The 22,688-nt window shown below is 47.5% G+C and carries 20 protein-coding genes; 10 read left to right on the top strand and 10 right to left on the bottom strand.

The window, feature by feature from the left end; genetic code table 11:
• Window positions 1-14 precede the first annotated feature (14 nt).
• Entirely contained in the window at window positions 15-797 is a 783-nt protein-coding gene (locus tag ESB13_RS15795) for a glycoside hydrolase family 25 protein (RefSeq protein ID WP_129004601.1), read from the bottom strand.
• An 85-nt stretch (window positions 798-882) separates the two neighbouring features.
• Between ESB13_RS15795 and ESB13_RS15790 the strand changes: the two genes are divergently transcribed.
• The 7 genes from ESB13_RS15790 (at window position 883) to ESB13_RS15760 (ending at window position 10,382) form a co-directional block, all read left to right on the top strand.
• A complete protein-coding gene (locus tag ESB13_RS15790; protein ID WP_129004600.1) occupies window positions 883-1,914 on the top strand; it encodes a radical SAM/SPASM domain-containing protein in 1,032 nt (343 codons plus the stop codon).
• Window positions 1,915-1,971: 57 nt separating this feature from the next.
• The gene (locus tag ESB13_RS15785) at window positions 1,972-2,424 is read left to right on the top strand and encodes a MarR family winged helix-turn-helix transcriptional regulator (RefSeq protein WP_129004599.1); all 453 of its coding nucleotides are present in this window, start codon (window positions 1,972-1,974) and stop codon (window positions 2,422-2,424) included.
• 49 nt (window positions 2,425-2,473) lie between these two features.
• Window positions 2,474-4,033, top strand: coding sequence for a glycoside hydrolase family 10 protein (locus tag ESB13_RS15780; protein ID WP_129004598.1), 1,560 nt, complete (start codon window positions 2,474-2,476; stop codon window positions 4,031-4,033).
• A 50-nt stretch (window positions 4,034-4,083) separates the two neighbouring features.
• The gene (locus ESB13_RS15775) at window positions 4,084-5,304 is read left to right on the top strand and encodes a DegT/DnrJ/EryC1/StrS family aminotransferase (protein WP_129004597.1); all 1,221 of its coding nucleotides are present in this window, start codon (window positions 4,084-4,086) and stop codon (window positions 5,302-5,304) included.
• A gap of 129 nt (window positions 5,305-5,433) precedes the next feature.
• Complete coding sequence (locus tag ESB13_RS15770; RefSeq protein ID WP_129004596.1) at window positions 5,434-7,527, top strand: ComEC/Rec2 family competence protein; 2,094 nt, start codon at window positions 5,434-5,436, stop codon at window positions 7,525-7,527.
• A 31-nt stretch (window positions 7,528-7,558) separates the two neighbouring features.
• Entirely contained in the window at window positions 7,559-9,079 is a 1,521-nt protein-coding gene (purH, locus tag ESB13_RS15765; protein ID WP_129004595.1) for a bifunctional phosphoribosylaminoimidazolecarboxamide formyltransferase/IMP cyclohydrolase, read from the top strand.
• A 151-nt stretch (window positions 9,080-9,230) separates the two neighbouring features.
• Window positions 9,231-10,382: a serine hydrolase domain-containing protein gene (locus ESB13_RS15760; protein WP_164974230.1), complete on the top strand. Its 1,152-nt coding sequence runs from the start codon at window positions 9,231-9,233 to the stop codon at window positions 10,380-10,382.
• Window positions 10,383-10,405: 23 nt separating this feature from the next.
• On the opposite strand, the gene ESB13_RS15755 is transcribed toward ESB13_RS15760, so the two are convergent.
• The 6 genes from ESB13_RS15755 to mutY all read right to left on the bottom strand — a co-directional run bounded on the left by ESB13_RS15755 (window position 10,406) and on the right by mutY (window position 16,493).
• Window positions 10,406-11,782: a LutB/LldF family L-lactate oxidation iron-sulfur protein gene (locus ESB13_RS15755; RefSeq protein WP_129004593.1), complete on the bottom strand. Its 1,377-nt coding sequence runs from the start codon at window positions 11,780-11,782 to the stop codon at window positions 10,406-10,408.
• Window positions 11,783-11,793: 11 nt separating this feature from the next.
• Window positions 11,794-12,381, bottom strand: coding sequence for a DUF3109 family protein (locus ESB13_RS15750; RefSeq protein WP_129004592.1), 588 nt, complete (start codon window positions 12,379-12,381; stop codon window positions 11,794-11,796).
• A 55-nt stretch (window positions 12,382-12,436) separates the two neighbouring features.
• Window positions 12,437-13,048 (bottom strand): gliding motility lipoprotein GldD, encoded by a 612-nt coding sequence (gene gldD, locus ESB13_RS15745; protein ID WP_246022574.1) that lies wholly within the window; start codon window positions 13,046-13,048, stop codon window positions 12,437-12,439.
• Window positions 13,049-13,080: 32 nt separating this feature from the next.
• Window positions 13,081-14,445, bottom strand: a complete 1,365-nt coding sequence (gldE, locus tag ESB13_RS15740) for a gliding motility-associated protein GldE (protein WP_246022572.1) — start codon at window positions 14,443-14,445, stop codon at window positions 13,081-13,083.
• A gap of 114 nt (window positions 14,446-14,559) precedes the next feature.
• Entirely contained in the window at window positions 14,560-15,015 is a 456-nt protein-coding gene (locus ESB13_RS15735; protein WP_129004591.1) for a single-stranded DNA-binding protein, read from the bottom strand.
• A gap of 413 nt (window positions 15,016-15,428) precedes the next feature.
• The gene (gene mutY / locus ESB13_RS15730) at window positions 15,429-16,493 is read right to left on the bottom strand and encodes an A/G-specific adenine glycosylase (RefSeq protein WP_129004590.1); all 1,065 of its coding nucleotides are present in this window, start codon (window positions 16,491-16,493) and stop codon (window positions 15,429-15,431) included.
• A 151-nt stretch (window positions 16,494-16,644) separates the two neighbouring features.
• On the opposite strand from mutY, the gene ESB13_RS15725 reads away from it, so the two are divergent.
• From ESB13_RS15725 to ESB13_RS15715, 3 genes are all read left to right on the top strand, one after another.
• Window positions 16,645-16,935, top strand: a complete 291-nt coding sequence (locus tag ESB13_RS15725; protein ID WP_129004589.1) for an HU family DNA-binding protein — start codon at window positions 16,645-16,647, stop codon at window positions 16,933-16,935.
• Between the two features lie 10 nt (window positions 16,936-16,945).
• The gene (locus ESB13_RS15720; RefSeq protein ID WP_129004588.1) at window positions 16,946-17,803 is read left to right on the top strand and encodes a tetratricopeptide repeat protein; all 858 of its coding nucleotides are present in this window, start codon (window positions 16,946-16,948) and stop codon (window positions 17,801-17,803) included.
• Between the two features lie 350 nt (window positions 17,804-18,153).
• Entirely contained in the window at window positions 18,154-19,707 is a 1,554-nt protein-coding gene (locus ESB13_RS15715) for an Rne/Rng family ribonuclease (RefSeq protein ID WP_129004587.1), read from the top strand.
• A gap of 369 nt (window positions 19,708-20,076) precedes the next feature.
• On the opposite strand, the gene paaE is transcribed toward ESB13_RS15715, so the two are convergent.
• The 3 genes from paaE to ESB13_RS15700 form a co-directional block, all read right to left on the bottom strand.
• The gene (gene paaE / locus ESB13_RS15710) at window positions 20,077-21,147 is read right to left on the bottom strand and encodes a 1,2-phenylacetyl-CoA epoxidase subunit PaaE (RefSeq protein WP_129004586.1); all 1,071 of its coding nucleotides are present in this window, start codon (window positions 21,145-21,147) and stop codon (window positions 20,077-20,079) included.
• Between the two features lie 212 nt (window positions 21,148-21,359).
• Window positions 21,360-21,950, bottom strand: a complete 591-nt coding sequence (locus ESB13_RS15705; RefSeq protein ID WP_129004585.1) for a TetR/AcrR family transcriptional regulator — start codon at window positions 21,948-21,950, stop codon at window positions 21,360-21,362.
• Between the two features lie 106 nt (window positions 21,951-22,056).
• On the bottom strand, window positions 22,057-22,677 hold the full coding sequence (locus ESB13_RS15700) for a response regulator (protein WP_246022571.1): 621 nt from the start codon (window positions 22,675-22,677) through the stop codon (window positions 22,057-22,059).
• Window positions 22,678-22,688: the final 11 nt, after the last annotated feature.

The raw sequence follows: 22,688 nt of genomic DNA, 5'->3' as shown, positions 1-22,688 counted from the left end.
TTGCGCTGCTGCTTTTATTTGATCAGTAGTTTTCTGAATGCGGTGGTATCGCCGTTAAAGACGTTGAAGTCGACATTTGTCCTGATGCCGTTGACGAAGCCGGTTTCGCTGTGTTGCCAGAAGAGCCAGTTGCGTGTTATGCGCGGGCGTTCGGGTTGCATATAATGCGCCACCCATAGCGGGTAGCTGTTGAACTCGGAACCGAGGTATTTATCGTAGAAATCGACATAGGAATACAGGATTGGTTTTACGCCATAGGCGTCTTCTACCATTTGGAGCCAGGCTTTTACTTCTTTACGCATTTGGGCGGGTTTGGAGCGGTAGAGTTGTTCTACGTCCAGCACGGGGGGGAGGTCTCCGGGGGCCAGCTGTACAGTATTGATGAAGTTGAGCGCCTGTGCGCGTCCGCTTTTGGTGGCGATGAAAAAGTGATAGGCGCCACGAGGGATGCCGGCGTCTTTAGCTTTGGCCCAGTTGCGGCGGAACTGCCTGTCTACATTGCCCAATCCTTCAGTAGCTTTTATAAAGGCAAACCCGATGCGGACGTCTTTGTCCTGCATGTTTTTTACGGCGGGCCATTTAATGGTTCCCTGGTGTTTGCTTACATCTATGCCATGCAGCTTGTAGCCGCGTGGGATGTTGATATTAAACCCGGTATAGTGTTCAAAACCTTCCTGTTCGGCGAGCCATTCCTGCAGCAGGTACCAGCCCCCGCCGCATAGCAGGGTAGCAAGTAGTAACTGCGAAGTGAGGTGGCGCCAGGTGCGGCGGTTTTTGACGATGGGTTTATTTGCCATGAAGCAGTGATAAGTGCTAATGCCTGCAAAAGTGCTGATTTATATGCGAATCCAGCAGTAATATCCCTATTTTTACAGCTACATCATGGCGTATTTCAATTTCAATGATAGCGTTAACCTGGTGTCGAAGCTAACGCCCCGGCGCATATGGAACGCACTTAAGGTACTCTCCAGTTACCAGCTGAGCAAGCTGCGGAACAAACCTATACAGTGGGGGTATCCTATTTCCATTTCTTTTGAGCCCACCACATCGTGCAACCTGCGTTGCCCTGAATGTCCCAGTGGTATGCGTTCTTTTACCCGTCCTACGGGCATGCTCAAAAAGGATTTTTTCAGCACCACTATCGATGAGATCTCCAGGGAGCTGTTGTACCTGATCTTTTATTTCCAGGGGGAGCCTTATCTGAATCCTGATTTCCTGGAGATGGTGAAGTATGCCAGCAGTAAGGGGCTTTATACGGCTACTTCCACAAATGCGCATTACCTGACGGAGGAAAGGGCTAAGAAAACGGTGGAAAGCGGGTTAGACAGGCTGATCATTTCCATTGACGGCACTACCCAGGATGTGTACCAGCAGTACCGTGTGGGGGGTAAACTTGACAAAGTGCTTGAGGGCGCCCGCAATATTGTAAAGTGGAAGAAGGAGCTGAACAGCAAAAAGCCTTTTGTGTTCTTCCAGTTCCTGGTGGTGAAGCCCAATGAGCACCAGATAGAGGAGATTAAGCAGTTGGCCAAGGAGATAGGCGTGGACCAGGTGCGTTTTAAGACTGCGCAAGTGTATGATTATGAGAATGATCCGCATAATTTGATCCCTTCTATCGATAAATACAGCCGTTATCGCCGTAATAAAAACGGTGAAATGACCATCAAAAGCGGTTTGAACAACCATTGCTGGAAGCTTTGGCATGCCAATGTGATCACCTGGGACGGATTGGTAGTTCCGTGTTGTTTTGATAAGGATGCGATGCACCAGTTGGGGAATATGCGGGTTGAATCTTTTAAGCAGGCCTGGAATAATGAGAACTACCGGCAGTTCAGGCGTGAATTAATGACAAGCAGAAGAAATATAGACATCTGTGCAAATTGCAGCGAAGGCTTGACGGTTTGGGAGGAATAAAATTAAAAAAAGCTTATCTTTAGAAGGTAACTCCCTTAATCCGTTATTCAATACGCTATGAGCATCGACAGAGCTATAAACCAATCCAAATTCCGTAATGAATACCAGAAGGTAATGATCAATATTATCTTCTCTTCAAATTGGATCACTGAAAAACAAAAACGTTTTCTCGACCCGGAAGATATTACTCCTCAGCAATATAATATCCTGCGCATTTTACGTGGCAGTGCGAAGCCGCTCAGTACCTTACAGATCCGCGAGCGTATGCTTGACAAGATGAGCGATACCAGCAGGATTGTAGACAGGCTGCTTTTAAAAGAGCTTGTTGAAAAACAGCCTTGCAAAACCGATAAGCGGCTGGTGGATATTACCATTAGTGAGAAGGGGGTTGCTGTTTTAGACAGGCTTGATGTGCGTAACCATGAGCTGGATAAAATGGTGTCGCAGGCGCTCACTCCCGAGGAAGCATCTACTTTAAACAGTTTATTAGATAAAATGCGTAACGAATAGCTGGCTATTACGGTTATCTTCGCAGTTCACTTAATTTCTTTTTTGAGATATGAGGCGGATCTGCATTGGATGGCTTGCCGGTTTAATGGCTTTGATGGTAGGAACTGCGCGGGCGCAGTATTCACCCAAGTATGAGTTTCGTGCCGTATGGGTGGCCACGGTAGAAAATATCGACTGGCCCAGCCGTAAGGGGCTGAGTGTGGAACAGCAGAAGGCTGAGTTCATACGTATGCTGGAGATGCACCAGCGTAATGGTATGAACGCTATCATCATGCAGGTACGTCCTGCTGCCGATGCTTTTTATCCCTCTGCGCTGGAGCCCTGGAGTGAATATCTGAATGGCAGGCAGGGGCTGGCTCCTGAGCCTTTTTATGATCCGCTGCAGTTCATGATCGAGGAAACGCATAAGCGTGGTATGGAATTTCATGCCTGGCTTAATCCTTACCGTGCGGTATTTCATGTAGGCAAATCTTCTGTTGCTCAAAATCATATTACCCGCCGTCATCCTGAATGGTTCCTTACCTATGGCAATATCCGTTATTTTGATCCGGGGCGTCCGGAAGTGATGGAGCATGTAGCGGGTGTGGTACGCGACCTGGTGATGCGTTATGATCTCGATGCGGTTCATATGGATGACTATTTCTATCCCTATCGTATTACGGGCAAAGAGTTTCCCGATAATGAAAGCTTCCGGAAATATGGCCGTGGGATGAGTAAAAACGACTGGCGGCGCAGCAACTGCGACAGCATCATCAAGTTATTGCATCATACTATACAGGAGGCCAATCCGCGTGTTAAGTTCGGTATCAGTCCCTTTGGCGTGTGGCGTAACAAAAGCCAGGATCCTGAAGGCAGCGATACGCGTGCGGGCACTACCAACTATGACGATCTTTATGCGGATATCCTGCTTTGGATGAAAGAAGAGTGGATTGACTATGTAGTACCGCAGTTATACTGGGAAATTGACCATAAACTCTGTGATTTTGAAACGCTGGTAAGCTGGTGGTCCGATCATGCCTATGGCACGCAGGTATATATAGGCCATGGTATTTACCGTGCCGGAACCAATACGGCCTGGCGCAACCGTCGCCAGATACCGGAGCAGATAGAGATACTCCGCCAGTATGAGAATGTGCAGGGCAGCGCTTATTTCAGCAGTAAAACATTTGAAACCAATCCCAACGGCTGGAATGACAGTTTACAGAGCAGGTATTACAAATACCCGGCGCTTATTCCGCCAATGCCCTGGATAGACAGTATTCCGCCGGGCAAACCTATGATCGTGAATGCTAGGGAAAGTGAGCGCCAGTATGCGGCAAACCCGTTCCTGAAGATCGACGCCGAATTGAAGAACCCGGGTAAGCCTGTTAAGGGGATCGTTGTATATTTTACCAATACGCCTGCGGTACTTGGCAAGCAGCCCAGGCAGGTGATCGTTACCAGCCAGGAGGGCAAATTCTCGTTCAATATCTTCAATAACGACCTTCCTTACGACTGGAAAAACTGTTATGTGGCCATTACCACGCTCGACAAGAATAATAACGAGAGTGCGCTTAGCAATGTGGTGGAGTTCATTAAAACCGAGAAAGGCTGGGTAATCCCGAAATAGGATTAATTTTGCCGTTGTAAAAGCAGATTTATAACATTCAACTAATACATATGCCAGGATTTGAATTATTCGGCGAGGAAGAAAAAAAGGAAGTCAACGACGTCATGTCAACCGGTATCATTATGCGTTATGGTTTTGACGGTGCGCGTAAAGGTAACTGGAAAGCGGTAGCGCTTGAGAAAGCTATTTGTGAAACATTCGGCAGCAAGTATGCGCAGCTTACTTCGAGCGGCACCTCTGCATTAACTACTGCCATGGCTTCATTGGGTATTGGTGCAGGTGATGAGATCATCATGCCGGCATTCACTTTTGTGGCCAGCTTTGAAGCGGTATTGAGCACAGGCGCTGTGCCCGTACTGGTAGATGTTGACGAATCCCTTACTTTAAATCCTGAGGCTGTGCGTAAGGCTATCACGCCTAAAACCAAGTGTGTGATGCCGGTGCATATGTGCGGCAGCATGGCATGGCTGGATGAACTGCAGCAGATCTGTAAAGCGCATAAGCTTATCCTGCTCGAAGATGCCTGTCAGAGCATTGGCGCTACTTATAAAGGAAAATATGTAGGCACTATTGGTGATGCGGGTACTTTCTCTTTTGATTTTGTAAAAACCATTACCTGTGGTGAAGGCGGTGTGGTGATGACCAATAGCGAAGCGGTTTATACCAACAGTGACGGTTATTCCGATCATGGGCATGATCATAAAGGCGGTGCCGACAGGGGAGCAGACCAGCATCCTTTCCTCGGGTACAATTACCGTATTTCTGAATTGCATGCTGCTGTTGGTTTAGCGCAGATCGGGAAGGTGCATCAATTCCTGGCCATCCAGAAGAAAAATCATGGTTTACTGAAAGGAATTCTTTCACAGGTGCCTGAGGTTTCGTTCAGGACCATTCCTGATCCTGAAGGGGACAGCTGCTCGCAGTTAAGCTGGTTCCTGCCTTCCCAGGATATTGCCCGCGCGGTGATCACTGAATTAAAGGCGCAGGGTATTGCAGCGGGTAACTTTTACTGGTTTGATAACAACTGGCATTATATCCGCAAATGGGATCACCTGAAGGAAGTAAAGTCGCTTCATGCTTTATCAGCTGCACAAACCGAGGCGCTGGTTAAGTTAAAGACCCAGGATTTCTCTGCAAGTGACGCCGTTATTGGCCGCTGTATTTCAACCGGCATCAGCCTGTTGTGGACAGAGGAACAGATCAAAGAGAAAGGTGAAAAGCTGGTGGCTGTGATCCAAAAAGTATTACGCGAACAAACTGTTTCAGCATAACATAATAGCGAACGGGGCCTCAGGCCCCGTTCGCGTTTTAAGAATGTGGAATACTTTCCGCCTGTGTAAAAACAGCTTTCCGATAACACCTGCCGGTATATAAGGCAGGTTGCCTATAAACCCTTTCCTATGCTAAGCCTTTACAGGAAAACACCGTTTCTGCGATTATTGCTGGCGCTTATTGGCGGCATCAGCTGTTATCATTACCTGCGGCCTTCACTGCTTCATTTATCTGTTGTTTCTGCTATTCTTTTGGTGTTGCTGCTGATATGGCACCTGCTGCCATTAGCTTACCGGTATCTGCTGCGCTGGTGTCAGGGGGTAGTGCTTTTGTTATTGGTGGCAACGGGTGGAGCGGCTATTATGTACAAGGCCGATGTGCGTAACCGGAAGCTGTGGTACGGGCACTGGTATAGGCCTGGCATACCGGTAGCGGCTGTGATCAACGAGCGGCCGGAGGAGAAAGTGCGTTCCCGAAAAGCTGTTGCTACTGTTACCGCTTTGTTCCTGGACGGGCGCTGGAAGCCGGCAGAAGGGGAGATCATATTGTACGCGGGGCGGCCAAAAGCGCTGGCCGGCGCTGGCCGGATTGAGAGAGACAGTGCAGGTGCAAGTGCTGCTTTGTTGTTATATGGCAGTCGTATTGTATTTAGTTTACCATTGCAGCCTATCAGCAGCAATGGTAACCCGGGGCAGTTCAACTATGCTTCGTGGTGTGGTTTGCATCATTGGCATCACCAGGTTTATTTGCCGCCGGGGAGTTTCCTGATGTTGCCGGAGCAACCGGGGTATGATGTGCGGGCGGCCTTATATGATTCAAGGGCCTGGGTGACCCATGTGCTGTACAGCTATATAAAACAGCCTGAAGCAGCGGCTATAGCGGTGGCGTTGCTTATTGGCGATCGCACTGCTCTCGATAAAGAGCTGCTGGCGGCGTATAGTCGTACGGGAGTGGTGCACATTATTGCGATCAGCGGCCTGCACCTGGGTTTGATCTATGGAATGCTGGTGTTCGTGTTAACCTGTGGAGGGCGTTTTCCACTCCAGGGGTGGTGGCGGCCGTTGCTGATGCTGGCTGTTCTTTGGGCATTTACGCTGCTTGCCGGCGCGCAGGCTTCTGTGTTGCGCAGCGCGGTTATGTTTTCTTTTATTACTGTGGGTCAGGTCATTGGCAGGCGGCATCAGCTGGCTAATAACCTTGCGGCGTCTGCTTTCTGCCTGTTGGTATATGATCCGTATATGTTGTGGGACGTTGGGTTTCAGCTGTCGTATGCTGCGGTTGGTGGCATTGCCCTTTTGTATAAAGCGGTTTATCGCTGGCCGGGGTTTGAGAACAGGCTGGTGTTGTATCTCTGGCAGATGATAGCGCTGAGCGTTTCGGCGCAGGTGTTCACTTTTCCTGTTTTGTTATATCATTTTCACCAGTTCCCGCACCTATTCCTGATAAGCAACCTGGTGGCTGTGCCGTTGTCGGCGCTGGTGCTTTACCTGGAGATCTTACTGGTGGCTGTTGCTTGGTGGCCGGGGTTTGCCAGGATGGTTGGGCTGGCGGTGGAAACGGGGATCAGGTGGATGAATGATTTTATCCGTTATATGGATCATATTCCTTTTGCGCTTACGAAGGCGGTACAGCTGGGTCCTTTGCAGTTGATACTGCTTTATCTTTTTATTGGCTGCTGCCTTTGGGCGTGGCGTAAAGGCGACAGGAGAGGGCATCGCCTGCTGCCGGCTTTTGTGGTTGCAGTGTTATTGGTGCTGGCCCAGGTGTGCAGCCTGGTACGGGCCAGCCGGCAATGCAGGATTGTGGTGTACCAGGTGCCGGGGAAAACGGTGGCGGGCTTTATTCACGGGAGAACAGAATACCTGCTGGGTGAGGGGCCGGTGTTGGCTTCGCAGACCTTCTGGCGCATCCGGAGGACCGTATTTTTGCCGGTGCAGCAGCCATTTACAGTGGTGACGTTTGGCGGCAAACGGCTGGCCAATATAAAACCGGGCTGGTTTCCGGCGGCGCAAATGAAGGCGCAGCCGGTGGATATCTTACTTTTAACGGGGCCGCCGGAGATGCCGCTAACGCGGCTGTGTGCTTTGTTTCCGGGCGCTCAGCTGGTTTTTGACGGCAGCAATCCCCTGTGGAAAATAGAAAAATGGAAAAAACAATGCGACAGCCTACATTTGCGCTTCCATTCCGTTGCCACTTCAGGGGCGTTTGTAATGGAGTTGTAACACCGTATTTCTATCAAACATATATATCGGCATGCAAAAGAAAATCCAGTCTGCTTTAATCTCTGTTTTTTACAAAGACGGACTTGAGCCCATTGTGAAAGAACTTCACCGCCTTGGCATCACTATCTATACTACCGGCGGCACCCAGAAATTTATTGAAGACCTCGGACTGCCGTGTGTGGCGGTGGAAAGCCTTACTACCTATCCGTCGATTCTTGGCGGAAGGGTTAAAACTTTACATCCTTCGATCTTTGGTGGTATCCTGGGCAGGCGTTTTGAGGCGCAGGATCTGGCTGAGATGAAGCAATACAATATTCCTGAAATTGACCTGGTGATAGTAGACCTCTATCCTTTCGAGGAGACGCTGCGTAATACCAGTGAAGAGAAAGCGATCATCGAGAAGATCGATATTGGCGGTCCTTCTATGATAAGGGCTGCAGCGAAGAATTTCCGCGACCTGGTTGTTATTGCAGCCAAGGACGATTATGGAGAGCTTGAGCAACTGTTGAAAGAGCAGGAAGGCACTACTACCATCGAGCAGCGCAAGGCCTTTGCTGCCAAAGCTTTTGAGGTGGTGATGCATTATGATATAGCTATCAGCAACTATTTTAACCCGGCTACTGCTATTCAAACGGTACAGCAGAAAAGCCAGCAGTCGCTGCGTTACGGTGAGAACCCGCATCAGTCTGCTACTTTCTATGGTGATCTTACTGTTTTATTCAGCCAGTTGAACGGGAAGGAGCTTTCTTATAACAACCTGGTTGACGTAGATGCTGCCATTCAGCTGATCCAGGAGTTCAGTGATGCCGATGCTACTGTTTTCGGTATCATTAAACACACCAATGTTTGTGGTATTGCTGCCCGTGCTACTGTAAAAGAGGCCTGGGATGCTGCTTTGGCGGGTGATCCTGAAAGTGCGTTTGGCGGTGTGCTGGTAACCAATGCTACGGTTAACAAGGCTACAGCAGAGGCCATCAATGAAATTTTCTTTGAAGTGCTTATTGCGCCTGCGTTCGATGCTGATGCGCTGGACATCCTGAAAAGCAAAAAGAACAGGATATTGTTGCAGCTTACCGGTGCAAAGGCTACACAGGCTTCTCAATATAAGTCACTGCTGAATGGTACACTTGTTCAGGGTGCTGATGAAGGCAATTACAAAGACTGGAATGAAGTAGGCGCCCGCCCTTGTACCGATGCGGAAAAAGCCAACCTGGCTTTTGCGAACATCGTTTGCAAGCACCTGAAAAGCAATGCTATTGCTTTGATAAAAGACAGGCAGCTGGTAGGTAAAGGTTGTGGTCAGACCAGCCGTATCGATGCGCTGCGTCATGCTATTGAAAAAGCGAAACAATTCAATTTTGAACTGAAAGGCGCTGTGCTGGCATCTGATGCTTTCTTCCCCTTTAATGATTGTGTTCAGATCGCGCATGCTGAAGGTATTGAAGCATTTATTCAGCCTGGTGGTTCTATCCGCGACAAAGACAGTATTGAATATTGTGTAAATCATGGCCTTGCGATGGTTATGACCAATATGAGGCATTTCAGGCACTAATAACAGTAAGTCCGGGTAACCGGGATGTTTATAATTGACAGGTCAGGGAAAAATAAGGCAGCAGCCTTGTTCTTCCCTGACTTTTTTTATGATAAATTGTAGAGATATATTTTCCGGGCCGGGACCGGTTAAAAAAGCACTAACTGTTTATATGAAATACATTCTTTTTACCATTCTATGTTTAACTGCCTGTGTTTGCAGGTCGCAGGAGGCACAGGGAACAGATACTGTATCCGGCATGATGCCGGTAGCAGATATATTGGTGAAGCAAAAAATGGCAGCCTTGCATATTCCTGGTTTTGAGGCAGCTGCTATTGACGGCGGTAAAATTATATGGACCGGATACTATGGTTATCAGGACCTGAAGATGAAAAAGAAGGTAACAGATAAAACCATTTTTGAAGCTGCTTCTGTTTCTAAAACACTCACTGCGGCGGCGATGATGCAGCTTTATGCCGATGGCAGGTTTAAGCTGGAGGATGATGTGAACAAGTATCTCGATTTCAAACTGGTTAACCCGCATTTTCCGCTGGCGGCTATTACATTCGGGCAGTTGTTGAAACATACCTCCTCCATTGATGATAATGCAGATTATCTGGGCCAGTTCTGGGATGCCAATCATGGTGATCCTGTGATTCCATTGGGGACTTTTATCAGGGAATACTTTTCGTTCCAGGGGAAACATTACGATCAGGAGAAGAACTTTTATAACTATCCACCGGGTTCAAAGGCTGCTTATTCCAATATGGGGATAGCCTTGCTGGGGTACCTGGCGGAACGTATTACGGGGACGTCTTTTGAAAGATATTGCAAGTCAAAACTATTTCGGCCGCTTGAGATGAATTGCACGGGATGGTTTCTGCGTGAAATAGATTCGTTGACGTTGGCTATGCCTTACAGTTATTCTGATTCGCTGAAGCAAAACCAGCCATGGGGGTATGGTGGTTTTCCCGATTATCCTGCCGGTGGCCTGCATACCAATGTGCAGGAGCTTGCTCATTTTCTGATAGCATGGACACAACAGGGGAAATGGGGTAATGTGCAGGTTTTTGACAGCAAGGCTATACAAACGCTGACGCCGGATGATTTTCTGCCGGCGTTTTATACCTGGTCGAAGTACACAACGGGGCATGGAGCGGTATTGTATATGCATACGGGGAAAGCAAACGGCGTCTCGTCTTTTATTTCCTATAATCCTGTTGATAAGAAAGGGCTGATCTTTATATGCAATGGCGATATCAATACTGCTAGCGACTGGAAGGCGCTCATCGATGGATTGTATGGCAATATCTTTAAAGAGTAGTGCTTATACCGTTCTTTGTTTCATTAAAGTGATTTCTTTTTTTCGGCCCACATTTCGTTGAATGTTTTCTGGCTGAAGTGCAGTTCATCTCTATGTTGTTTCCAGCCTTTGAAGATGGTGTTCACTACTTTGTTCTTGATGTTGCCGTTGGCGAGGTTCATCATTTTGCGGTTGAGGCTGGCCTGGCGCCACATTTTCCAGGCGATGCGTTCGCTGAGGCTGCTTTCGCCTGTGACAACGGCTTCATGCCTGTTTTCCATGAGTAGCTCATGAAGGTTGATGCGAACGGGGCAAACTTCGGTACAGTTACCGCAGAGGCTGGAGGCGTAACTAAGGTGTTTGTACTCTTTCATGCCGCGCAGATGCGGTGTAATGACCTTACCTATAGGGCCGCTGTATGTTGTTTCATACGCGTGACCGCCTATGTTCTTATAAACGGGGCAGGCGTTGAGGCAGGCGCCGCAGCGGATGCAATACAATGCTTCGCGTGTGGGTGCCTGCAGGAGGTTGGTGCGGCCGTTGTCGAGCAGGATCACGTACATTTCTTCGGGGCCATCGGTTTCGCCGGGCTGGCGGGGTCCGGTGACGAGGGAGTTGTACACTGTTACCTTCTGGCCGGTGCCGTAGGTAGAGAGCAGTGGCCAGAATAAGGCGAGGTCCTGCATAGAAGGAATGACCTTTTCGAGTCCCACGATCACGATATGCGTTTTGGGCCAGGCGCAGCTTAAACGGGCATTCCCTTCGTTTTCGGTGAGAGCAATGCCTCCTACATCGGCTACGATAAAATTGGCGCCTGTAACGCCTATTTCGGCCTGAACAAATTTATCTCTGAGGTTCTGACGGGCTACTTTGGTCAGTTCTTCGGGGGTGAGGCCCTGCGGTACGCCCAGTTTATCGGCGAACAGGCGGGCAATATCCTCCTTGTTCTTGTGCATGGCCGGGGTAATGATATGGTAAGGCGGTTCGCCGTCGAGTTGCTGGATATATTCACCGAGGTCTGTTTCCACGCTTTCGATGCCTCGTTTTTCGAGGAACTGGTTCAGGTGAATTTCTTCCGTTACCATGCTTTTGCTTTTGACAACGGTTTTGCAGGCTTTTTCATCGCAGATCTTTCCTATGGCTGCCAGCGCTTCACCGGTATCCAGGGCCCATATTACTTTTGCGCCGCGGGCGGTGATGGTGCGTTCGAATTCTTCGAGCTGCTGGTCAAGTGTTTCTATGGCGCGCCATTTCACATTTTTTGCGCGTTCGCGGGCGAGCATCACATTGGAGAACTGCTTTTTGCCTAACGGTACGGCTGCGTTATAGCGATTGATATTAAAGTTGATCTTACGGCGATGTTCTTTGTCGCCGGCCTTAATAGTACTTTTTGCGATGAAACCAGCTGCTGTTTCCTTCATAGGGATAAGGATTATTTATTAGCTTTCATGTGTTGGGCGGTAGCGTCGAGCGTATTGTAAAAATCCTCCCCGTACATGCGGATAATAGCTTCTTTTAAAAAGACATAAGCGGGCACCTTTAGCTGTTTGCCCAGTTTGCAGGCGGCTTTGCAGAGGTCTTCCCTTGGTTCGTAGTTCACGTATTCCATATCGGGCTCAATATCGCTGGAGCTGATGCGTATAGGGAACAAATGACAGCTGATAGGTTTTTTCCAGGGTATTTTACCGTCGTTATAAGCCTGTTCCACTGCGCATTTTATCATGTTATGTTCATCGCGGTAGCCATAGGCGCATATGGCGCCGTTGATAGTTGGGGTTACCCAGCCGAACTCTGCGTCGTAAATATATTTACCCTGTCGTTCAATTTCCCTGATCCCTTCCGGGGTCATATAGGGAAGCAGTACATGGTAGTAATTGTTCAGGTGCTTCAGTTCGTCTTTGGTGAGCGGTGCGCCGGCATCGCCGTCTTCGCAGCATCCGCCTTTACATTTGTTGAGGTCGCATACAAACTGCTCCTCTACTACTGCATCACTGATCAATACGTTATCTATCGCTATCATCACACATCAATTAAGAGACAAAGTTAACTCTAAAAATTTAGTGGTTGGGGTTTCCTTATTTCCACTTAAACGTTTCGATCATGTGCTTCATATCTGCTACCAGGAAATTATTTACAGGCAGCAGGGAATCCTGGTTGGGCGTGGCATCGAAATAGAGGGCGCCGCGCAGGAAATGGCGGGTAGAATCTGTCAGAAAGAATTGATTGGCAGTGGCTACGTCGCCGCCTACGTTGAAGAACATGCCATGGATGCCGTTTGCTGTTGTTATCAGTGAATCGTTGATAGCATTGGCTTTCATGGAATGTTTATTGGTCATGTTAAAGGCGTCGTTCAGCAGTTTTTCGAGTTTGTAGGCGCCTATGGTTTTATAGCTGATATAAACTTTTCCGTGGAATTGTGGAAAATCGACGTTTATCCACCATGGGTTTTCGGGTTTTTCGCCCATGAAGGCAGTGTCTCTTACTACCTGTGCATATACCGGGTATTCGAAGGAATAGGGGTAACCGGGCTCGTTGAACAACTGATATTGTTTGGTCGGGAAGGCAATATTGAAATAACCTTTGGGTTTGGGAGTATAAGGCGAGTTACACGCCGGCATAACGCCTGCCAGCAGCACTGCCAGCAAAAAAATAACGGGAAACGAGGTAAACCCTGGAAAGTAACGCAATGTAAAAAAGTTTGATGCAAAACTAAGGTTCCCTACGCGGCTTCCATTTTTATCGCCACTTTAATTTTCAGGAGCCTGTTTTTTTCGATTTCGAGCACAGTAAATTCAAAATCGCCTTGTACTATCACCTGGCCGGGCTGTGGAATTTCTCCGGCTATCTCGAGTATGAGGCCTGCGAGGGAGTCGCCTTCGCCTTTTACGGAATCGAACGTGTCGAGTGGCAGGTTCATGACCTTACACACGTCGAAGATCATGGTTTTGCCTTCGAAGATATAGGTGCTGTCGTCGAGCTTTTTATAGAAAGTTTCTTCTTCGTCGAATTCGTCTTTGATATCGCCGATCACTTCTTCCACAATATCTTCGAGGGTAACGATACCGCTGGTGCCGCCAAATTCGTCGACAACCACGGCAAAGTGGATCCTTTTCTGCTGGAATTCCTGCAACAGGTCTTCTATCAGTTTTTGCTCATGCACGAAATAAGGTTGCTGCATGAGGGTATGCCAGTTAAAATTATCGGGCTGGTCGAGATAGGGCAGCAGTTCTTTTGTATGAATGAGCCCTGCCACTTCATCGAGATTTTCCTTGTAAACGGGCAGGCGGCTGTAGTGCAGTTCTTCGACCCTGGCCACCAGTTCGCTGAAGCTGGTATTATATTCAATACCGGAGACGTCGACCCTGGTTTTCATGACCTGTTTAACCGTAATGTTGCCGAATTTGACGATGCCCTGCAGGATATTTTTTTCTTTTTCTGCGGCCTCATCTTCTGTATCGGCATCGGGGTCGTTTAGTTCTGAGAGATGGTAGCTGGTAGCCCTGACAGCGAATTTCTTTTCAATGACATCGGACAAACGGAGCAGTCTTTTTGAAAGGCCGCTGAACAGGTAGCTTGCTGCTTCTATAATGATGCCTGTATCGCGTGCAAACCGGATATTGTTATTGGTGGCTGCTACTTTGGGAAGGATTTCGCCGAACAACAGCAGCAATATTGCGATGCTTACTATTTTGATGAGGAACTGCAGCCAAACCATTTCAATTCTTTGCAGGTTGGCTACGTCATCTATTACCAGGTTGGCGATGATAACGATGGTTACATTGGCAATAACATTGGCTACGACGAGGTTGGCAAGCAGCTGCTTGGGATTTTCGAGCAGGTCTATGATACGTTTATAGGCGTTCTGCTGTTTTGTTTTGAGCATGTTCACGTCTTTCAGCGTAAGCGAGAAAAACGCCACCTGGGCGCCCGATACGGCAAATGAGAATGCCAGCAGGATGACCAGGAGGATCACCAAAACGGTAGTAGCCTGCGTATCTATAGCTGCGATTCCGCCGGGGTAAACGGCCGGCAGGAACGAAAACGGGTGATCAGTAGCCAATATTGTTGCTTTTAATAGTGCCAAACCTACATCAAATTTTTCTTTCAGAAAGTTACGCCGTAATGAACGAAAAATCCGATGCAGGTTTTTTAAGGCAATTAAAGAACATCGTTATAATACGAGTTTGTTGGATTACGATTAGAAAGGCAGTCCTTCTGAAGGGTCTCCATGGGTAGGGGGAGGCGGGATATCGTCGTTGTCGAAGCCTTCCATAGACTCGCCTGAGCTTATTGCCGGGCCGGAGAAGCCTGTATGGCCGTCGCCGCGTTTATCCAGCATAATCAGGTTATCGCCTACGATTTCGGTGGCGAATTTCTTATTACCTTCTTTGTCTTCCCAGCTGCGGGTACGCAGGCGGCCTTCCACATAAATGAGGCTGCCTTTGTGAAGGTATTTCTGGGCCAGCTCGGCAAGTCCGCGCCACAGTACCACTGTATGCCATTCCGTTTGGGAGATCAGTTTACCTGCTCGGTCTTTATACGTTTCTGTTGTCGCCAGGGGAAACTTTGCTACGGCTATATTTCCTTCAAGATATTGTACATCCGGATCTTTACCCAGGTTGCCAATGAGCATTACTCTGTTAACTCCTCTCATACAATTGGTTTTAAATCGCCTTTTTATTGAATACGGACTTGTTCTTTAAAATTAATTCTTTTTGAAAATTAAATAAAAACAATGAAATCTGGTAGTATATCTTTAAGAATAAACCCCTTGAATAAGCCGGGGTTCCCTGATCCCTGATGCACATTGTTTGTGTTCACAACGGAAAATTCATGCCAAAACAACCGGCCTGTGGAAGGCATTTGTGAAAATCGGGAAAGGGCGGGTGTAATTTAAGAGCGGCTTTAAGACGGCTCTAAGGCGGCTTTAGTGCGGCTTTGGTGCAGCTGGTCTGGAAAGAGGCCGGAATAACCCGGGTTGATGATGCCAGCGGGGTGGCAGGTTGATGGAGTCCCTTAAATGTGCGACGTTTTATTGCTTATATAAGTAAGGTTTGCAGTGATGGTTTATAGTTTCCAGCCTGCCAGCCATTGGCTGAGCAGTTTTGGGAAGGCCAGTTGTGATACCTTCCGGTAGGGCAGCCATTCTTTTTCCCGCAGCGATTCGGGGATTTCGGGCAAGCGCAGGGTAAGCACCTGTGCTTTTATTGTCTGGTGGGTAAGCTGTTGTGATGTTACGGGCCCTGCATTTTCGAGTTCATAGTTGTTTACCGCGAGCTGGTTTTTGAGCAAGGTATCCAATTCCTGTTTGTTCCAGTGTGGCTGGGCGGGTGTTTCTACGAGGTAAAATTCGTGCAGGTTTTCCCAGATATCGCCGCTGCCGCGTTTCCTGATAAACATTTTATCATTAACGCGGAGAACAAACCAGCTGAACCAGCGCGTTTTCTTTTGCAGTACTTTTTGCTTAACGGGTAATACGTTTACGTTGCCATGGCGGTAGGCTTCGCAAAAATGGCGCATGGGGCAGACGGTGCAAAGAGGGGCGAGCGGTTTACAAACCGTGGCGCCGAAGTCCATGATGGCCTGGTTGAACTCGCCGGCCCTGGTATCGTCGAGCGTTTCCTGGGCTAATTCAGCGAAAAGCGTTTTGCCTTGTGTGCTGTCGATGGGGATATCGATACCAAATACCCTTGAGAGCACCCTGAACACGTTGCCGTCGAGTACGGCATAGGGCAGGTTGAAGGCAAAAGAGGCGATGGCGGCGGCGGTATAGGGGCCCACGCCTTTGAGCGCTACGATATCGGGGTAGCTGTCCGGAAACCTTCCATTGTAATTTTCTGTAATATAACGTGCAGTGAACAGGAGATTTTTGCAGCGGTTGTAATAGCCGAGACCTTCCCAGAGTTTAAAAGCCTGTTCGTCGCGTGCTGCTGCGAGTTGTTGAACGGTTGGAAACCGCTCTATGAAACGTTCGTAGTATGCCCAGCCTTGTTCTACGCGGGTTTGCTGAAGGATAATTTCGCTAAGCCAGATTTTATAGGGGTCTTTTTCTCCCTTCCATGGCATTTGCCGCTTGTTATCCAATTTGTTCCATTGCAGAAGGGCGGTACGGAATTTTTTGCTGGTTGTCATGTGCTAAAAAAGGGTAATGTGTGGGGTAAACCCCAAATATTTGCGGCTCAACCCGCAACATCTTTTAAAAAAAATCTATTTTTCTTTTATAAGTGTCCAATTTTGTTTTATTTTAGATTGCGTTTGCATAACAAGATTAAATAAAAACCAAATGAGAAAGTCCGACTTGATCAATAACATTTCAGATAAAACAGGGATACCAAAGGTAGATGTTTTGGTAACGCTTGAAACGATGCTGAAAGAGATCAAAGAAAATCTCTCAAAAGGTGAAAACATCTACATACGTGGATTTGGTAGTTTTATCACCAAGAAAAGAGCTGCTAAAATTGGCCGTAATATCAAGAAAAATATTGCGGTTGAGATACCGGAGCATTTCATTCCCGCCTTCAAGCCTTCTAAAGAATTCGTTAACGAGGTAAAGCAAATGCGCAAGGAAGAGTAACTTCGTGCGGATGAAAAAGCAGCAATTTATTGTTACAGGAAGTGCGCTGGCACTTTTTGTCCTGTTATTTTTCTTTGGCCGGACCGTACCCGAGAAGAAAAAAAATACCCCCGAAACAGCGCATGACAAGCATGAACATGTTGGCAGCACCGGCGTAATTACGACGGAAGCGTTGCTTAAAGATGCTCATGAGCATTTGAATGCCAACCAGTTACAGTATGTCACCCAAATAGAGAACAGTGTTACGCGTGGCGATGTAAAATTGCAGCAAATGAACGCTTACCGTCAGCTTGCCCATTTCTGGGGTGACAGTCTTCACAACAATGCACTTGGTCTTTATTATCATGCGGAGGTTGCCAAATTGGAAAATTCTGAAAAAAGCCTCACCTTTGCAGCCCGTTTGTTATTAGAAGAAATGATGACAGAGGGGAATCCCGGCTTACAAAACTGGCTGGGGTTACAATCAAAAGCTCTGTTTGAAAAGGCGCTTGCGATCAATCCAGCCAATGATTCTACCATTATTGGATTAGGTGCGTGTTATATGTTTGGAAATGTGTCGGACAACCCTATGGAGGGGATTACGAAAGTAAGGGAAGTGGCACAGCGTGATCCGGGCAATTTGTATGCACAGATGGTGTTGGGATTGGGTGGTATGAAAAGCGGGCAGTTTGATAAAGCTATTGAACGTTTTCTCCTGGTAGTAAAGGGTCAGCCCGATAACCTGGAGGCTATGTTCCACCTGGCAGAAGCCTACGAACAAAAGGGTGATAAGGTAAATGCGGTGAAGTGGTATACCATGATCCAGAAGCTGATACCTTTCCCTGAAGCGAAAAAGGAGATAGCAGAGCGGATTAAAATGTTACAATAATTTCAATTGTATAACTAAAAACAGATTTACGTATGCCTTGTGGTAAAAAGAGAAAGCGTCATAAAATTGCAACGCACAAACGCAAAAAAAGACTCAGAAAAAATCGTCATAAGAAGAAGAAATAAATAGTTTCTTTCTTACTGTCATAATTGTATGATGCCGGAGAGCGCTAGCTATCCGGCATTTATACCTTGTACCAGACAGCTATTCCTTGACTTCCGCCTCGCAACTTTACCTTTTTCCTTATCAGACCAAAGTGGCTGGAATTGTGTTGGGATGTTTGTTGGCTGATTTATTGCCATGCCCCAACATGGGAATTGGTACAGAAACATATTTTAAAGTTGCTATTCGTGAATAAAGAATTAATTATCAATGCAGGGCCAACAGGCGTAGAAGTAGCCCTGCTTGAAGATAAAAAGCTGGTCGAGCTCCATAATGAGAAGGCCGATGCTAATTTCGCAGTAGGCGATTTATACCTGGGAAAGGTAAAGAAGCTGATCCCGGGATTAAATGCCGCCTTTGTTGATGTTGGTTTCGAGAAAGATGCCTTCCTTCATTACACCGACCTTAGTCCCTACGCCCGATCGATCCTTAAGTTTACACACGCTGCCATCAATGTTAACACCAAGGAAGGCTTCGATTTCTCCAAATTCCAGATAGAGCCTGAAATCGTTAAAACAGGCAAGATCAATGAAGTCCTTAATGGAAAACCCAATATCCTCGTACAAATTCTGAAAGAACCCATTGCCGCCAAAGGTCCCCGCCTTAGCTGCGAAATTTCTTTGCCCGGAAGGTTTGTAGTGGTAACTCCTTTCAACGACATTGTTGCCGTTTCCAAAAAAATTCATTCTTCTGACGAAAGAAAGCGTCTTCAGAAGATAGTAGAAGCCATTAAGCCTAAAAACTATGGCGTTATCGTTCGTACGGCAGCAGAAGGGAAGAATACTGCAGAACTTCATGAAGACCTGCTGGCCCTGATCCGTTCCTGGGAAACCATTCAGCAGAACCTGAAAGGCGCCGTTCCTCCTACCAAAGTCATGAGCGAACAGGATAAAACTACCAGTATCCTCCGCGACCTGCTGAATGAAGATTTCAACAAGGTGGTTATCAATGATAAAAATATCTACAACGATACCCGTAACTATATACAGAAGATTGCCGCCCATAAAAGCGATATCGTGGTTTACCATTCGAATGGTACACCCATCTTCGATCAATATGGTATCACCAAACAGGTGAAATCTTCTTTTGGTAAAACAGTGAACCTGCCCAGCGGCGCTTACCTGATCATAGAACATACCGAGGCGCTTCACGTCATTGACGTGAACAGCGGCTATAAAAGTGTAAGTAATAACCAGGAAGAGAACGCACTGGAAACCAACCTTGAAGCAGCAGAAGAAATTGCACGCCAGTTGCGCCTGCGCGATATCGGCGGTATTATCGTGGTGGACTTCATTGACATGAAGCTGCCCGATAACAAGAAGAAACTGCAGGATGCCATGGAAGGCTTCATGCGCTCCGACAGGGCTAAACATGCGGTATTACCGATCTCCCGTTTCGGTCTTATGCAAATTACGCGTCAGCGTATGCGTCCCGAGGTGAACATCAATACTACTGAAACCTGTCCTACCTGTAACGGCACCGGTAAAGTAGCGCCGGCCTTACTCCTGGAGGATGAGATTGAAAAGCGCTTACATTACCTGGTAACCCATCAGCACAAGAACCTTACCCTGTTGGTGCATCCCATTGTTCATTCGCATCTTACCAAAGGTTTCCTGATGTCTTCTACCCGTTGGAAATGGAGAAGGAAATACAAAACCCCTATCAAGATAAAGCCGGCTTCGGATTACTACCTTACAGAGTACCATTTCTTTGATGCAAATGAAGAAGAGATCAAGTTGTGAGCATAGGCGGCAGAAAGCTTTTTAGAATGGATTTTACAGTTTGAATGTTGAGAGGAAGAAATAAAGTTTAAGGTGTATAGGAAATGGATTTAGACCTTTTTGAGCGGCTGTATCGCAGATACAGCCGCTTTTGTGCCTGGTCCCGGAAAGAGTGCCCGTTTTCACTGATTTCCCGGGGGAAATGAACCCCACCGGCTTGGGCAATCATAAGTATCCCTTAACCGCACATATATCGGACATATATCGGACATAGATCGCACTTGTATCGCACTTGCATCGCACTTGCTCCCCTGCAACCTCGCCCAGGCTATTATGCTAACGGCTATTATCCAATGCCTGCTATTCTTCATCGGGCGTCTGCCGTTCCTTCTATTTTACATCAAAATCTATCACTACTTTTTCGCTGCGGGGGTGGGACTGGCATGTTAAAACGAATCCCTGTTCAACCTCTTCGGGTTCCAGGGCGTAGTTGATTTCCATATCCACTTCTCCTTCTATTACTTTGGCGCGGCAGGTGCAGCAAACACCTCCTTTACAGCTGAAGGGGAGATCGGCGCCGTGGCGCATGGCGGCATCAAGAATGCTTTCGCTATCGTAAGGCAGGTTGAAATTGAATACCGAGCCATCGAGTTTAATACTGATTTCGCTGGTGGGGCCCTGGTCAGCCGCCTGTTGTGTTGCTGTTGCTTTGGGTTTGCCTGCTGCCCCGGCGGTGAACAGTTCTACATGAATTTTTTTACGGTCGATGCCTTTTCCGAGGAGAAAGTCACGCACACAAAGCGTCATTTCTTCCGGACCGCAGATGAAGAAGGCATCGGCACGGAGTGTGAGCATACGGGTGAAAAGCGTATTGCACTTTTCGGTATCAATACGGCCGGTATTGATACTGGCGTCCATCATTTCGCGGCTTAAGATATGAACGAGGCGAAAGCGATGCATGTGTTTATTCTTCAACGCTTCCAGTTCTTCGCGGAAGATGATGGAATGGCGGTTGCGGTTGCCGTAAACAAGTGTAACGGAGCTATGCGGTTCTGTTTGAAGAATGGTTTTGATGATCGAAAGAATGGGAGTGATACCGCTGCCGGCTGCGATGGCAACGTATTGCCTGCTTTGCGTGGCAACCAGTTCTGTGAAAAAGCGACCTTCGGGAGGGGCCACTTCCAGCGTATCCCCGGCTTTCAGCCGTTCATTGGCAAAGCTGGAAAATACACCGCCGGGTGTTTTTTTAATGGCAACCCGCCATTCCTGCTCTAATGGAGAACTGCAAAGGGAATAGGAGCGGCGCACTTCGGCATCACCAATAACGGTGCGAAGGGTTAAATACTGGCCCTGTTTATACCTGAACTGTTCCTGTAAGTGTTCGGGGATATTAAATGCCACCGATACACAATCAGTTGTTTCCTGGCGTACGTCTTTTATAGAAAGCTTTTCAAAATGCATGGCTAACAATTGGTAGTAAAAGTATGGCTATTCAGCGACAATTGCCGGGTCTAAGGCATACAATTCCCTGTTCAGTAAAATGTTCACTGAGTTTTCATGCATCCTTCGCCTTAAGGCGTTCAAAACCGTTTCGGGAAACTAATAAGAGATGAAAACGGCAAGACCGGAGACAAGTACAATCGAAAAACAGGGCTACCAATAAGCCTGGAACTCTATTTTCTCAACCCCTCGATCATTATGGTGATCATATTTTCTTCGAGCGCTTCAGCGGTGATCTTGTCTTTTGAACGGTGCCATGAGTCGATACCATTCACTGCGTGAAGCATGATCAGCACTGCTGTGGGGGCGTCGATGGGTTTGAATTCGCCTTGTTCAATACCTTTTTCGATGATGGAGGCAAATCGTTTGCGATACGTACGGCGCTGGTTTTTATAGTTACTCAGGTAAGGTTCGGCCAAATGGCGCCATTCCCTGTCACTTACATAAACCTCTTCGTAGTTGTCGATCATCTGGTGGATCTGGAAGCGCAGCAGTTTTTCTACTTTTTCGCTGGCGGTCATACCTGAATTATCGACCTGGCCCATATGCTCCCAATATAAATTGGCGATATTGAAGCAGATATCGTGAAGGAGCTCTGTTTTGGAACGGATATGGTTATAAAGGCTGGCGGCTTCAACGCCTACTTTTACTGCGAGATCGCGCATGCTGGCGGCCTTATACCCCTTTTCGCGGAACAGGCTTGCGGCAGCTTTCGTGATTACCTCCCGCCGGGTAACATCTTTGTCTGTTTTAATACGTGCCATCTCATCAAAATGATGCTAGTAAATAAACTAAAGCGGGAATATACAACTTTCTACCGGTTTCATAGAGCAGACAAGGCAGGAAATGCAGGCCAGCAGGGGAATAAGCCTATACAAGTCCCTGTTCAATAGCTGCTTTTACCAGTCCGGCCGTGTTTTTTACGCCCAGCTTTTGTAACAGGTGGTTACGATGGTTTTCGACTGTATGCGGACTGATATGCAGTTTGGCCGCTATCTCGGGATTGGTATATTCTTCCGTGATCAACTGTAATATTTCTTTTTCACGTCGGGTGATAAGTTTATCGGAGGGGGCGGCCGAAAAATTACTCAGCAGCTGTTTTTTGAGGCGTTCGTCGATGAACTGTTCGTCCTGGTATACAGTGCAGATGGCTTTGAAGAGGATATCGGGGCCTACATCTTTCATGATATACCCCATAGAGCCCTGCTTCAGCATTTTTTTCACCTGTACGAGGATATCAACGTTTGTAAGTGCTATGATCTTTACGGAAGGATATTTACGGGTAATGATGCCGGCGAGTTCAATACCGTTTTTACCGGGCATTTGTATGTCGAGCAGCAATACATCGGGTCTACTGGTAACCAGGCTTTCGAGCAACAGGTCGCCGTTGGTATAAGTACCTGTGATTTCAATTTCGGGAAAGCCGGAGAGCATCTTTTCAAGCCCGTTGAGGACAATCTGATGGTCATCGGCCATGCTTACCTTGATCATAATGCTGCTGG

It is taken from the genome of Filimonas effusa, assembly GCF_004118675.1.
Lineage (GTDB): Bacteria > Bacteroidota > Bacteroidia > Chitinophagales > Chitinophagaceae > Filimonas > Filimonas effusa.
The sequence above is the reverse complement of the archived record's forward strand: the minus strand, read 5'-3'. Positions and strand labels throughout refer to the sequence as shown.